Below are 12,736 nucleotides of genomic sequence, written 5' to 3'. Positions count from 1 at the left end.
GGTTGGGTGATGGGTGTTGCCGCGCGAGGTCTGGTCGGTCGGTCAGGCGGGGTCGCGCGGGTCCTTGGGCAGGAGGCTGTCGTTGAGCAGTCCGGCGATGCGCTGGGCCGAACGGCGGGCCTCCAGATGCAGCCGGCCGACGTTGACGTCCGGGTGGGCCAGCAGGGTCAGCACGCAGCTGCCGCCGGCCGCGTAGGTGGCGACGTAGCCGTGCTCGCCGCGCACCAGCGACTCACGGAAGTCGCCCTGGCCGGTGGTGTCGGCGAGCCGCTGGGCCAGCGACAGCGAGGCGGCGGTCATCGCGGCCAGGCCGGAGGGTTCCGCCCCGTGGGTGTCGTGTGCGACCAGCAGGCCGTCCACGCTGGCCACCAGGCCGCCCGCGAGGTGTGGGACGCGGTGCTTGACGGCGCGGAGTTCGGCGAGCAGCTCGGTCTCCAAGGCGATCAGTTGTCTCCTTCCGACACGCTGCTTGAGCGCCCGCCTCATGGCCGGGACGACGGGGTCGCGGGCGGAGAGTGGTTCAAAGTCGGGCCTCCAGAAGGGTTCGGACCCGGGTCAGCAGCGCGATGTCCGGGTCGGGGACGGCCAGCGGGTGGGCCGCTGCCGCGGCGGGCGGGCGATCGGAGCGGGCGGGGGCCGCGGGGCCGGGGGCTGTGCTCCCGGGCGCCCCAGGGCCGGTGCGGGTGGCGCCGGGGAGGGTGGCGCCGGGGACGCGGCGGTGCAGGCCGCCGGCCGGGCGGACGGGTGCCGGGCGGACGGGTGCCGGCGCCTCGGGTTCCGCGGCGGGCGGCGCGGCCGGTGGCTCGGCGGGCGGCGCGGTCCCCGGTGCGGCGTGCCGCGGAGCGTCGAGCAGTCCGGCGGCGGCCAGGCGGCGAATGTCCGCCGTCACGCCGAAGCCGGACCGGCCGAGCAGCCGGGCCAGGTCCGCCGGGGTTCTTCGGCCGTCGGCGTGGTCCAGGAGTTCGTGCCGACGGCGGCCCGCCGTACGGTGCGACGGCTGCGCGCTCGGCGCGGCCGGGCGGACCGGCGCGGTGTCGAGCTGCGGCCAGGGCCAGATCCGTTCCAGCAGTCGGCCTCGACGCCCGGCCTCGCGGCGCAGCCGCTCGGCGTCGACCGCGCGCACCGGCCCCAGCCAGTGCCGGGCCTCGGGTTCGAACCGCCAGAGCCCGCCGGTCCGGTCGGCGAGGACGAAGAACGCGGCGTCGAAGAGCGTGCTCAGGTGGCCGAGTTCGAGTTCGCCCCGGGTGAGCAGCCGCCGTTCGACCAGCGCCTCGGCGACCCGGGTGTGCGGGCCGTGGACGCGGAGCAGCTCCGCCCAGTCCTCGGGGGTGATCCGGCCGCAGCCGGTGAGCAGGTCGGCCAGGCCGGGCGCGCGCGGGGAGTCGGCGTGGGCCACCCGGCCGTCGACGAGGTACAGGCTGCCGAGCGGGCCGTGCAGGGCGCCGGTGGCGCGGCGGGCGGCGAGCAGGCCGAGTGCCTCGCCGGGAGTCTGCGGCGGAACGGAAGGAAGGACGGCGGCGGGCGCGGCGGTCATCCGGACCACCGCCCGGTGGTGCACGGGGGGCGGGGGCGGTCCGTCCGGTGCGCTGGCCGAAACCCGACGGCGGTCGCGGGCGTCCTGCTCACCCGAGCACCAGTTCCTCGGCGAGCGCCTGGAGTCGGTAGCGGGCGGCGGCGAGGTTGCCCTGTGCGCGGTCGAGCCAGAGGTGCAGGATCAGGCGGCTGTCGAAGACGGTGTCGATGAAGAAGATGAGGTGGTAGCTGCGGCCGGCGGTGACGATGACGTCCTGCAGCGGCGAGCGCCGGTCCTCCGCCCCGGTGAAGGTCTGGCTCTCAACGGCCGCCCGTACCAAGTCGGTTGTCTCGGCGGCCGAGGTCTCGTGGTCGCCGGTCGGGCACTCGCCGAGGCTGCCGAGCGCGAGTCCGCTGCCCCAGTCGACCAGGCTCGCGGAGCGCGCCCCGGCGATCGACATCGCTCCGGCGAGGCATTCGTCGATACCCGGCACACCGGCTCCTTCGCAGGGGTCTGGGCAGCCGGGCACAGCAAGGCACGGCCGGACCGCCACCAGCAGTGGCGGCTTCGACACGGAAGGCTACTGCCGGATTCCGTATGACGAACATTCCAATGGCATATTCACATCGGCAGCGACTGCTTCCAGCCAAGGTACGACGGAACGCCTGCCCCCGGCGACGGGCGAACCCGCTGGCCCGGCGACGCCATGGACCGGCGCCCATCGATCACCTGGCACGGGACCTTGGCCGATAACCGGCCGCACGGCAGGGTTTCACCCAAGGAAATGCGATAGGAGGACCGAAGACGCGAACCGCCGCCCGGGGCCCGAACACGACGAAGGGGCCCGTTCCGCTGGACGGAACGAGCCCCTTCGGGTAGAGCGCCAGGCCCGGATCGCACGGACTCTTCCTACTGAAAGTAGGACGTGCTCTGGTAGCACCGCTGACGCCTGGTCGAGAGAACATCTCCTCTCGACAAGAAGAACATTAGCAGGTCATCACACCTGCTCAGAAATCGGATGGGGGACGGGAGCGGACGACGGCCCGGCCGCGACGAGTGGTCAGGACAGCAGGGCCCGGTAGCCCGCGATCAGGGCGGTGAGGCCGAGTCCGAAGGCCTGGTCGGCGCGTTCGCGGCCGGCGGGGACGGCGTCGAGGGCGTCGGCCAGGCGCGGGGTGGCGTCGCGGTCGACGGCGTCGACCATGACGTCCGGGGCGACCAGGTCGAGGGCGGAGCCGAGGATGAAGCTCTCCCGGGCGGTGATCACACCCATCACGTCCCGGGCGGCGAAGCCCGCACCCTCCAGCGTGGCGACGGCGCGCTCGTACAGCTGGTGCATGAACGGTTCGGCGAGCGGGGCGGTGGCGAGCAGGCGGCCGATGCCGGGGTGTTCGGCGAAGGCGTCCCGGTAGGCGTGCGCCCAGGTGCGCAGCGCCGCGTCCCAGGACTGGTCCGGCCGGGCCCGCTCAGGCCTGGCCGACCGCCTCGGCGAGCAGCCGGTAGGAGTCGAGCAGCGCGGCGCGGTCGTAGGTGCTGGTGGTGATCAGGAACTCGTCCGCGCCGCTGCGCGCCACCAGGGCGGCGAGTTCGGCGACGGCCTCTTCCGGGGTGCCCGCGATGTGGCCCTTCAGCGACTGCTCGTACGCGGCGAGCTCGCGCGGGCTCATCGACCGGGCCCGGATCTCGGCGGCGGGGGCCAGCGGCGGGAACTCGCCGTGGGTGCGGGAGTACGCGCCGGACCAGGCCTCGGGGACGAGCAGGTCCCGCGCCCGGTCGGCGCTCTCCGCCACCGCGACCGTGCCCGAGACGACCACGTACGGCTCGGCGGCCTGCGCCGAGGGGCGGAACCGGGCGCGGTAGCGGTCGATCGCCGCGAGCATCCGTTCCTCGCCCCGGGCCGCGGCGATGACCAGTGGCAGTCCGGCGTCGGCGGCCAGGTCGGCGCCCGCGCCGGTGGCCAGCACGAAGGCCGGCACCCGCAGGCCCTCGGACGGCCGGGCGTGGACGCCGCGATGGGCTTGCTGCGAGCCGTCGAAGTAGCCGAGCAGTTCCGCCAGCTGGGCGCCGAAGTCGTCCGCGGCGTCCTTCTCCCGGCCCAGCGCCCGCCGGACGCCGTCGGTGAAGCCGACCGAGCGGCCGATCCCCATGTCGATCCGGCCGGGGAAGAGCGAGGCGAGCACCCCGAACTGCTCGGCCACCACGAGGGGCTGGTGGTTGGGCAGCATCACCCCGCCCGTGCCGACCCGGATCCGCGTGGTGGCCGCCGCCACCGCCGCGGCGAGCACGGTCGGCGCCGATCCCGCCACCCCGGGCACGCCGTGGTGCTCCGAGACCCAGAAGCGGTGGTACCCGAGCCGCTCGACCTCGCGGGCGAAGGCCACCGTGTCCCGCAGCGCCTGTGCCGGCTCCTCACCCCGTCTGGTCCGGGAGCGGTCGAGGACGGAGAGCCTGGTCGTGGGCGTCGCGCTGGTCACGTCGGTGGACAACACCCGCCGCCGAGGCGGGCATTCCCCCAGCCCGGGCCGGTCAGGGCGCCGCCCCGGGTATGCGGCCGCGCCGAGCACCCTCCGGCCGCCGGCCCCAGGGCTTGAACACGGACAGGACGACGTTGAGCAGGTAGAGCGCCAGCGCGACGGACGGGACGATCACCGTGTTGTAGCGGACGAAGCCGAGGTCCGCCGCCGTGATCGGCCCGGTCGGGTGCGCGGCCACCACCCGCACGGCGTCGTGCAGCCGGTCGGTGAGGGCGAGGACCGAGGCCGCCATCGCCGCGAGGGTCAGCCAGAACTTGGTGCTCACCCAGTAGTACCGGAACAGGCCCCAGGACGTGCCGAGCCCCAGCGCCACCCCGCTCAGGAAGGTGAGCAGGCTGAGCGGCAGGATCAGCGCGTCGCCGAGCATGCCCATCGCCCGGTAGGCCGTTCTCAGCCGGTCGGCGTCGTCGGTGGTCAGCGCCGTCACCGCCAGGGTGAGCAGGCACAGCATCAACGCCAACCAGCTCACCGAGACGGTGATGTGCAGGACGACCAGGCGCTTGCGCGCCGACGGCGACAACCGGCGGCCGGCCGCGCTCCGTCGGGCGGCGGGGCTCGGCGCCGTCGCCGCGCGGGTGGACGAGCGCACGGGTACCTCCTTCGAGTCGGGGCCACGAGGACGCGCCCAGACTGCCCCGGCCGACCGTCATCGGGCGTCTGCCGGCGGAAGTAACCTCGACTACTCCGAGGCGAGTACGCACCTTCGCACCCAAGGCATCGCAGGTCTCCCCCGGGCGTACCCGCCGCCCCGGCGAATCCTGCCCCCGGAGGCCCGGAATCACCGACCCCGGCCGGCCCATCTCCCCCGGCCGGCCCCTCTCCCCCGGCCGGCCCCTCTCCCCCGGCCGGTCCGTCACCACCGGCCGGTCCGTGACGGCCGGCCCGTCACCACCCGCCGGCCGTCACGGCCGGTCAGTCCGTGACCGCGAAATCCCGCGCCGCGCCCAGGCGCTGCAGCGAGTCCCGCCCCGGGATGCCGTCCGCGGCAGCGCCGGCGTACCCGCAGCGGCGCTGCCAGCCCGCGTAGGCGGTGATCGTCAGGCTGCCGAACGAGCCGTCCACCCACCGCTGTTCGAGCAGCCCCTCGTCCGCCAGCGCCTGCTCGACGATCGCCACCTCGGCACCGTACGTCCGGTGCCCCTGCTCGGCCCCCGGGTCGCTCCGGGCGGCCGCCACGACGTGCGCCAGCGACACCGACCGGGGCCCGGGCAGGTAGCCGAGCAGCCGCCGCAGCGAGTCCTCGCCCGGCACGCCGTCCGCCGCCTGGCCGGAGTAGCCCAGACTCCGCTGGTAGTCCGCGTAGTTCTCGGTGTCCGCGTCGGTCCAGGTCGGCCCGGGGCCGGACCGGTAGTGGGCGCCGAAGCCCTGTGCGACGAGCGCCCGGCCGACCGCGGTGACCTGGTAGCCCTGGGCTCCGTAGCCGTACGGGAGGCCGTTGATGCTCGTCTGGTACCGGGCCGGGGTCGACCCCTGCGGGGGCGCCGGAGGCTGCTGCGAGGGCGGGGTGGTCGGGGCGCCCGGCCCGGCCGTGAAGTCGGGCCAGGAGCCGGGGTCGGTGTGGTCGTTGAACGGGACGTGGGCGTGCGCGAACCAGCCGCCGCAGGTCTCCCAGACCTGCTCGTCGCGGTGGGAGGAGAAGTCGACGGGCCGGCCCATCGGCCACACGTCCGGCACGCCCCAGGAGGCGATCCAGGCGTGGATCCGGTCCCAGCCCGCGCAGGGGGTGTCGGTCAACCGCGGGTAGACGGTGCCCTGGTGGCGGCAGTACGGGAAGAACACCGCCTCGATCTGGATGACCACCCGGCCGGCCCGGTTGGTGCGGGTCGGGCTCGCCGTCGGGCTGAGCAGGCTCTTCGAGCGGGAGTCGGCCGGGAACAGCTGCGCCGTGCGGCCGCTGAACGGGTCCCAGACCAGGTGCGGCGCGTCGCCGGCGCCGCTGCCGGTGAAGTAGCCGACCAGGTCCTCGTACGGGCACCAGTCCTGCGGCGCGGCGGCGGTGGCGTTGCGGTCCCAGGTGATGTGGGCGATGGCCTTCGGCGGGTACTGCTGGTCGGTCGGCGCGTGGTCGCCGAGGTCGTGGATCTCGGCACCGGGCAGCCACAGGTCAGGCATGCGCTCTCCTCCGGACGGCGTACGGACGTCATTGCGGGTATCGGCAGGTCCGGCCTCCGGTTTGACCCGAACGGCGCAATACGCGGCAATGAACCACCCACACTCGCACGGCCGTTCGGATCAGTGATGGGTATTCGTCCTCGCGTACGAAACGGGCGCCCGCTCCGCGCGCCGCCGGACCCGTGCTCCGCCGTGCCCCGAAGGAAGCCCGAGAGGCTCCGGAAAGCCGTCGGGCGGGGGCGCATTCCATCCCGCCGAAGCCGCCCTGTCAATCGTTGACTTCGGAACTGGTCTAGTCCACGGTGGTGCACTCAAAGCACTCATACCGTCATCACCACAGCGATTCTGACGTCCCGACGGAGATTCCACCGCCATGCAAAGAGTCTGCCTCGCCCTGCCCACCATGCGACCCTGCCCCGACACCATCGCGGAACTCGCCGAGGAGGCGGCCTACGCCGTCGCGAACTTCGACGTCGAGGTGCACCTCCTCATCCTCGACACCACCGACGCCGTCGAGTTCGCGCAGAACGCGGGCACCGTGGCCGCGCTGGAGCCCACCCCCGGCGTGGTCGTCCACCACCTCAGCGGGGCGCGGCAGCGGGAGTTCCTGCGCCGGGTGACCGAGCGCTCCGGCGCCGCCGACCCCGAACTGCTGCTCGACATGATGCTCCCGCGGGCCGTCGCGTACGGTTCCTGCGTCAACCGGCTCTTCCTGGGCGCGGCCGCCCTGGGCTGCACCTCGGCGCACCTGCGCAACGACGACGCCGACTTCCAGGTCGTCGACGGGCAGAAGATCTTCCCGATCCACCACGAGCTGCTCTCGATCGGCCGACCGGCCGGCGAGGCGGTGGCCGGCGTGTCCCGCTCCGAGCTCGACCCGGCCGACGCGGACAAGCCGGTGATGCTGGTCAGCGGCTCCTTCATCGGCGAACTCAACGTGGACATCGGCGAGATCCACGAGCTGGACCCGGCCGTCTACCGCGACCTGGTCCGCCTGTGGACCCCGCCGGTCTGGTCGGAGGAGGACCGGGACGCGATGGTGGACGTCTCCTTCAAGGGCACCGGCACCGAGCCGTTCAGCACCGACGAATCCGTCCTCGGCGTGCCCGACATCTGGGACGTCTACATGTGCAACATCGCCCTGGACCACCGGGCCTACGAGGTGCTGCCGCTGCTGCCCTCGATCGAGACCATCGGCTGCGACTACGCCCTGCTGCACGCCATGGTCCACTCCCGGCTGCCCGGCGTCGTCCACAACCGCCACATCGTCAACTACTACACGCCCGAGCGCCGCACCGGCGCCGGCTTCATCTCCTACCAGCTGCGGTTCGTCAAGTTCCTGCTCTCGATGCTGTACCTGTACCCGGTCTACGGCGGGATGATCGACCTCGGCCGCGGACTGCTGGACGAGCGGCACGGGCTGAAGGTCGAGCCGATCCTCGACCTGGTGCGGGGCAGCGTCGACTGGGACCGGGCCGGGAACGAGCACTGCCTGGACGTCGTGGACCGCTCCTACCGCAAGCTGGGCGGCAAGTACGCCGAGCTCGCGGACGTGGTGGCCGGGAAGCGGCAGCAGCTCCTGGACGAGGCGCAGGAGGACGCCGAGCGCTGGGCGGTGCTGATGGAGGCCTGGGCGGCGCTGGTGGCCGCCTCCCGCGCGGAGGGGCTCGGCGCCGCTTCGGAGGTTCCGGCCGGGTGAGCGAGGACCTCCGGATCCGGCTCCTGGCCGACGGCGACTGGGACGCCGTGGTCGCGCTGGAGCACGACGCCTACGCGGCCGACGGCCTGTCGGAGGGCCGGGAGGCGCTGCAGTCCCGCGCCCTCGCCTCGCCGCGGACCTGCTTCGTGCTGGAGCAGGGCGGCACGGTCCGCGGCTACCTGCTGAGCCTGCCGTACCCGCCGCTGCGCTGCCCGGACCTCGACCGGCCGGAGGAGGCGGTGTTCGCGTCGGACAACCTGCACGTGCACGACCTGGTGATCGCCGAGGACCTGCGCGGCCGGGACGTCGCGCTGGGGTTCATCCGGCACTTCCGGGAGCGGGCGGAGGAGCTGGGCTACGAGCGGATCTCGATGGTCGCGGTGCGCGGGGCGGACATCCTGCTGCGGCTGCTCGGCTACCGGGCGCACCGGGACGTGGCGGTCCCCTCGTGCTACGGGCGGCGCGCGGTCTACATGTCGATGCCGGTGCGCTGACCTGCGGGGACACCTGGACGAATGATCTCTCCTTCGGCCTGGTCCGGACGGCGAAGATCACCCCACCGGGTGAAGCCGGTGGTGGCTGCGCCCCGCGCGCAGCCCCCACCGGCAGCTGTCCGTACGCGGACGCCTGCGGGCGCTGCGACCAGTGCGTCTCCGGCTGGGCGGCGTGCCGTCAGGCCAGGGCGGCCGCCAGCAGCGCCGCGGTGTCGGCGACCAGCTTCTCGTCGGCCGGTGCGGCGGCGTCGCGCTTGGTGGCCAGGACCGCCAGCACGATCGGTCCGCGCCCGGGCGGCCAGGTGATGCCCACGTCGTTGGTGGTGCCGTAGCCGCCGGTGCCGGTCTTGTCCGCGACGGTCCAGCCCTCGGGCAGCCCCGCGCGGAAGCGCCGGCCGCTGGTCGTGTTGCCCAGCAGCCACCCGGTCAACCGCTCCCGGCCCTGCGGATCGAGGGCGTCCCCGAGGGCGAGCCGGGCGTACGTCCGGCCGAGGGCGCGCGGGCTCGACGTGTCGGTCACCCGCCCCGGTTCCGCCGAGTTGAGGGCCGGCTCCCAGCGGTCGAGCCGGGTCACCCCGTCGCCGATGGAGCGGCAGAAGCGGGTCACCGCGCCGGGGCCGCCGAGCTCGGCCAGCAGCAGGTTCGCGGCGGTGTTGTCGCTGTACTCGATCGCGGCGGCGCACAGGTCCGCGACCGCCATGCCGCCGGCCAGGTTGTCCGGCAGGCCGGTGATCGGCGCGTAGCCGGACTTCTCGACGTCCTGCTCCGTGTACCGGATCCGCCGGGCGAGGAACTCGCCGTCATGGTCCAGGTCCCGCAGCACCGCCGAGACGGCGATCGTCTTGAAGGTCGAGCACATCGGGAACAGTTCGTCCGCCCGGTACAGCACGGTCCGGCCGGTACCGGTGTCCCGCGCGAAGACCCCCAGTCGCGCGGAGTGCTCCTGTTCGAGCGCACGCAGCCGACCGGCGATCTCCTCGCCGGACACGCCCTGGGCGGAGGCCGTTCCGCCGGTGGGCAGCACGGCGGCGAGGGCCGTCGCGGCGACCCCGGAGAGAACCCCGCGCCGACTCGGACGTACCTTCATGACCATCATCCTCCACTCGTGCCGGAACTCGACCGTGACGGAGGTTCAGGGCACCCGGAACCGTTCGTCCCCTGTCTGGACGCGGCCGCGCCCGAATCCGTTCCCCATCATCGGCCGCACCAGCCCACGCCCGTCCGGGCCCGGTTGCGGTTCCGTCTCCGTTCCGTCCGACGGGGGTGCGAACCGCCGTCCGGTCCGCGATCGTGGGGGGCGACGGCTCGTGGGGCGGGGGGAGTTTCCATGGGGGACGGCCAGGAGTTGGTACCAGGCGTGGTCGGCGTGCTGATCCGGGCGGCCGAGGGCGTAGCCGGCGGCCCGGGGCGGGGGCCGGCGGACCTGGTGCGGGCGCGGCTGCGGGCGACGGCGGACGGCGCCCGCGCCGTGGACGCGATCGAGGCCGATCCCGGGGACGCCCGGGCCCGGGCCGGACTGACCGACGCCGTCGGCGAACTGCTCGCCGCGGACCCGGCGTTCGCGCGGTACCTGGCCACCACCGAGCTCGGCCGACCCGCCGACCCGCCGACCGTCCACCTGCGGGTGGATCCGGCGGTCACCGGCGCCCGGGCCCGGGCCGCCCGGCGTGGCGCGGCCCCCCTCGTCGTCACGCTGGCGCTGGTCGTCGCCGCCGCCCTGGTCGCCGTCGGGATCAACCTCGGGTCGCGCCCGCTCCTGCGGCCGGGCGGGCCCGACCTGGCGCACGCCGCACGGACGCTGCGCGACCCCGCCCAGGTGCAGCACGTGCTGCCCGATCCGCGGGCCCTGCCGGGCGGGTGGCAGGTGGAGAGCGGCCCGCGGTCGGGGTCGGGCCCCGGCACCGACGCGCCGTGCCTGCTCCCGGACGCCTGCGACCAGCAACTCGCCTACGCCACGGAGACGATCCACGACCCGACCGGCCACAGCGCACAGTTCACCGTGATCGCCTTCGCCTCCCCCGAGGCCGCCGGCCGGGCCTTCGACGCGCTGCTCGCCCGCACCGGGGGCGACGACCCGTCCGCACCGGTCCCGCTCCCCCCGGTCGGCGACCAGCGCGCCGCCCGGACGCACGGCACGGACTCGGCGGAGGCGCTGGTGCGGGGCGGCACGACGCTGCTCCACCTCCGCGCCGCCGGTCCGGGCACCGCCACCGCCATGCCGGTGCTGGCCCTGTTCACCCGCCTGCTGGCCGAACGCGCCCAGCAGGCCCAGGACGGCCGGGAGCCGGACGCCGCCGCCCAGGGCGCCGCCTGACCCCGGTCGGCATGATCGTCGTGGAAACCGCAGGACCACCGGGCGCCGTCGGCATCAGGATGACCGCGGTCGCTGCAGCCCCTGGAGAAGCAGTCCGATCAAGCGGCGGGGGTCGTAGCGGGGGTCGCCGTCACGTCCGATGCAGAGATTGCCGATGCCGCGCATCAGTTCGTAGGCCTGCGTGCCGGGCCTGACTTCGCCGGCGTCGACCGCGGCGTCGAGCAACTGCGTGCAGACGGGCACCAGGCGGTCGAGGAAGTAGGTGTGCAGCGCCTCGAAGCCGCTGTCCGCTTGCAGCGCGTTGGCGAGTCCGTGTTTGGTGACCAGGAAGTCGACGAAGAGGTCGACCCACTGACGGAGTGCCGCGAGCGGGGAGGCGGAGGCGGCCAGCAGGGCCGGTCCGGCCTCGGCGCAGGCCTCGACCTGGTGGCGGTAGACGGCGACGACGAGGTCCGCCCGGGTCGGGAAGTTGCGGTAGATGGTGCCCACTCCGACACCCGCCCTGGCCGCGATCTGACGGATCGGCGCGTCGACGCCGGAGGTGACGAACACCTCGGCGGCGGCGGCAAGCAGCGTCTGCTGGTTCCGTAGCGCGTCGGCCCGCTTGCTTCGGGCCGGCGCGTCCCCAGGCCGGCCTGCAGTGGACACCATGCTCTCCCTCCGGACGATGTTGACTAAGCGGAACGGCGTTCCGTATCGTTAGCGGAACAAGGTTCCGCTTCGAGCTTAGTCGAGGCGGACCCCTCCCGTCCGCCTTGCCGCCGGATGAGACCGGCGGCAGGGCCCTGGAAAGGGAACACCATGAGTGAATCGACGTCCGCAGCCGACACCGTCGGCGCGCCCGCTCCCGTCCTCTCGGTCAGCCCGGTGGTGGTGCCGGCTCCCGGCCGAGCCGTGGACCTGCACGTGCGGATCTCCGCCCCCGTGACCGGGAGCGACCTGCCGGTCATCCTCCTCTCGCACGGCCAAGGCCCCTCCAACAACCTCTCCTCACTGAACGGCTACGCCCCCCTCGCCGACTACTGGGCGGCACACGGCTTCGTCGTCATCCAACCCACCCATCTGAGCTCAAGGACGCTGAGCCTGGATCCCGACCACCCCGAGGCGCCGCTGTACTGGCGCTCGCGGGCCGAGGACATGAAGCGCATCCTCGACCGGCTCGACGCGATCGAGGCCGCCGTCCCGCAGCTTTCCGGGCGCCTGGACCACAACAGGATCGCCGTGGCCGGGCACTCGATGGGCGGACACACCGCGAGCCTGCTCCTGGGCGCACGGCTGACCGACCCCCGCACCGGCACCCAGGTGGACCTGGCCGACTCCCGGATCACAGCGGGCGTCCTGCTCGCCGCGCCCGGCAGCGGCGGCGACGCACTGACCACGTCCGTCGCCGAGAACCACCCCTTCCTCCTGACCACGGACTTCTCCCGGATGACGACACCCACGCTCGTGGTCGCCGGCGACCAGGACTCCTCGGCCCACCTGACGGTTCGGGGCCCGGACTGGCACGCCGACCCGTACGTCCTCTCGCCGGGCCCCAAGTCCCTGCTCACCCTGTTCGACGCGGAGCACGGGCTCGGCGGGATCTCCGGCTACGACGCCGCCGAAACCACGGACGAGAACCCCCGGCGAGTCGCCGCGGTCCAGCGGTTGACCTGGGCCTACCTCCGTACCGAGCTCCACCCCGGGGACCCCGCCTGGCAGGCGGCGCGCCAGACGCTGGCGTCCGAGCCCAACCCGATCGGAAGGATCGAATCCAAGTAGGCCCACCAGGCGGTGCGGAGGCATGCGGGGGAAGGGGCGAGTGACACGTCCGGAGCGCCCCTGGGTTCCGACCTCGCTCCGCACCGCCAGGGCAGGCCCGACACCCCAGCGGTGACGTGCCATCGCGCTTCCCCCGTCGCCATGGCGGAAGCACGGTCATGCCGGACCGCACCCTGGGCCGCACCGGTGCGCAGGTCAGCCTCCTCGCGCTCGGCGCGAGGAACGTCGGCAGGGTCGGGCGCACCGCTCAGGACGAGGCAACCGCCATCGTCGACGCGGCGAGGCCGGAGTCGTGCCGTGGGGCGCCCG

Annotated in this window: 12 protein-coding genes and 2 pseudogenes; 5 read left to right on the top strand and 9 right to left on the bottom strand. The window is 74.0% G+C overall.

What is annotated here, in order from left to right:
* Positions 1-42: 42 nt before the first annotated feature.
* From ACIOJE_RS25075 to ACIOJE_RS25045, 7 genes and pseudogenes are all read right to left on the bottom strand, one after another.
* Entirely contained in the window at positions 43-438 is a 396-nt protein-coding gene (locus ACIOJE_RS25075) for a roadblock/LC7 domain-containing protein (protein WP_348534194.1), read from the bottom strand.
* A gap of 82 nt (positions 439-520) precedes the next feature.
* A complete protein-coding gene (locus ACIOJE_RS25070; RefSeq protein WP_400778979.1) occupies positions 521-1,534 on the bottom strand; it encodes a transcriptional regulator in 1,014 nt (337 codons plus the stop codon).
* Positions 1,535-1,622: 88 nt separating this feature from the next.
* The gene (locus ACIOJE_RS25065) at positions 1,623-2,006 is read right to left on the bottom strand and encodes a hypothetical protein (RefSeq protein WP_400778977.1); all 384 of its coding nucleotides are present in this window, start codon (positions 2,004-2,006) and stop codon (positions 1,623-1,625) included.
* Between the two features lie 567 nt (positions 2,007-2,573).
* Positions 2,574-2,957, bottom strand: a pseudogene (locus tag ACIOJE_RS25060) (TetR/AcrR family transcriptional regulator C-terminal domain-containing protein); the annotation flags it as partial.
* A gap of 22 nt (positions 2,958-2,979) precedes the next feature.
* A complete protein-coding gene (locus ACIOJE_RS25055) occupies positions 2,980-3,987 on the bottom strand; it encodes an MsnO8 family LLM class oxidoreductase (protein ID WP_280685655.1) in 1,008 nt (335 codons plus the stop codon).
* Positions 3,988-4,039: 52 nt separating this feature from the next.
* On the bottom strand, positions 4,040-4,636 hold the full coding sequence (locus ACIOJE_RS25050; RefSeq protein WP_400778975.1) for a DUF2269 domain-containing protein: 597 nt from the start codon (positions 4,634-4,636) through the stop codon (positions 4,040-4,042).
* Between the two features lie 323 nt (positions 4,637-4,959).
* On the bottom strand, positions 4,960-6,159 hold the full coding sequence (locus ACIOJE_RS25045) for a peptidoglycan-binding protein (protein WP_400778973.1): 1,200 nt from the start codon (positions 6,157-6,159) through the stop codon (positions 4,960-4,962).
* Between the two features lie 373 nt (positions 6,160-6,532).
* Between ACIOJE_RS25045 and ACIOJE_RS25040 the strand changes: the two genes are divergently transcribed.
* Both ACIOJE_RS25040 and ACIOJE_RS25035 read left to right on the top strand, forming a co-directional pair.
* Positions 6,533-7,858 (top strand): DUF6271 family protein, encoded by a 1,326-nt coding sequence (locus ACIOJE_RS25040; protein WP_280685637.1) that lies wholly within the window; start codon positions 6,533-6,535, stop codon positions 7,856-7,858.
* Positions 7,855-8,352: a GNAT family N-acetyltransferase gene (locus tag ACIOJE_RS25035; RefSeq protein ID WP_280685638.1), complete on the top strand. Its 498-nt coding sequence runs from the start codon at positions 7,855-7,857 to the stop codon at positions 8,350-8,352. Before ACIOJE_RS25040 ends, ACIOJE_RS25035 begins: the two co-directional genes overlap by 4 nt.
* A gap of 178 nt (positions 8,353-8,530) precedes the next feature.
* Here ACIOJE_RS25035 and bla read toward each other — a convergent pair whose 3' ends face one another.
* Positions 8,531-9,448, bottom strand: a complete 918-nt coding sequence (gene bla / locus ACIOJE_RS25030) for a class A beta-lactamase (protein WP_400778970.1) — start codon at positions 9,446-9,448, stop codon at positions 8,531-8,533.
* 231 nt (positions 9,449-9,679) lie between these two features.
* Between bla and ACIOJE_RS25025 the strand changes: the two genes are divergently transcribed.
* On the top strand, positions 9,680-10,666 hold the full coding sequence (locus tag ACIOJE_RS25025; protein ID WP_400778968.1) for a hypothetical protein: 987 nt from the start codon (positions 9,680-9,682) through the stop codon (positions 10,664-10,666).
* A gap of 54 nt (positions 10,667-10,720) precedes the next feature.
* Here ACIOJE_RS25025 and ACIOJE_RS25020 read toward each other — a convergent pair whose 3' ends face one another.
* A complete protein-coding gene (locus tag ACIOJE_RS25020; RefSeq protein WP_400778966.1) occupies positions 10,721-11,317 on the bottom strand; it encodes a TetR/AcrR family transcriptional regulator in 597 nt (198 codons plus the stop codon).
* A gap of 150 nt (positions 11,318-11,467) precedes the next feature.
* Between ACIOJE_RS25020 and ACIOJE_RS25015 the strand changes: the two genes are divergently transcribed.
* Both ACIOJE_RS25015 and ACIOJE_RS25010 read left to right on the top strand, forming a co-directional pair.
* Positions 11,468-12,427: an alpha/beta hydrolase family protein gene (locus tag ACIOJE_RS25015; RefSeq protein WP_400778964.1), complete on the top strand. Its 960-nt coding sequence runs from the start codon at positions 11,468-11,470 to the stop codon at positions 12,425-12,427.
* 158 nt (positions 12,428-12,585) lie between these two features.
* A pseudogene (locus ACIOJE_RS25010) lies at positions 12,586-12,708 on the top strand (aldo/keto reductase); the annotation flags it as partial.
* Between the last annotated feature and the right edge of the window lie 28 nt (positions 12,709-12,736).

Source organism: Kitasatospora sp. NPDC087861 (assembly GCF_044742585.1).
Taxonomy (GTDB): Bacteria; Actinomycetota; Actinomycetes; order Streptomycetales; family Streptomycetaceae; genus Kitasatospora.
This window is presented reverse-complemented; position numbering and strand designations above follow the sequence as displayed.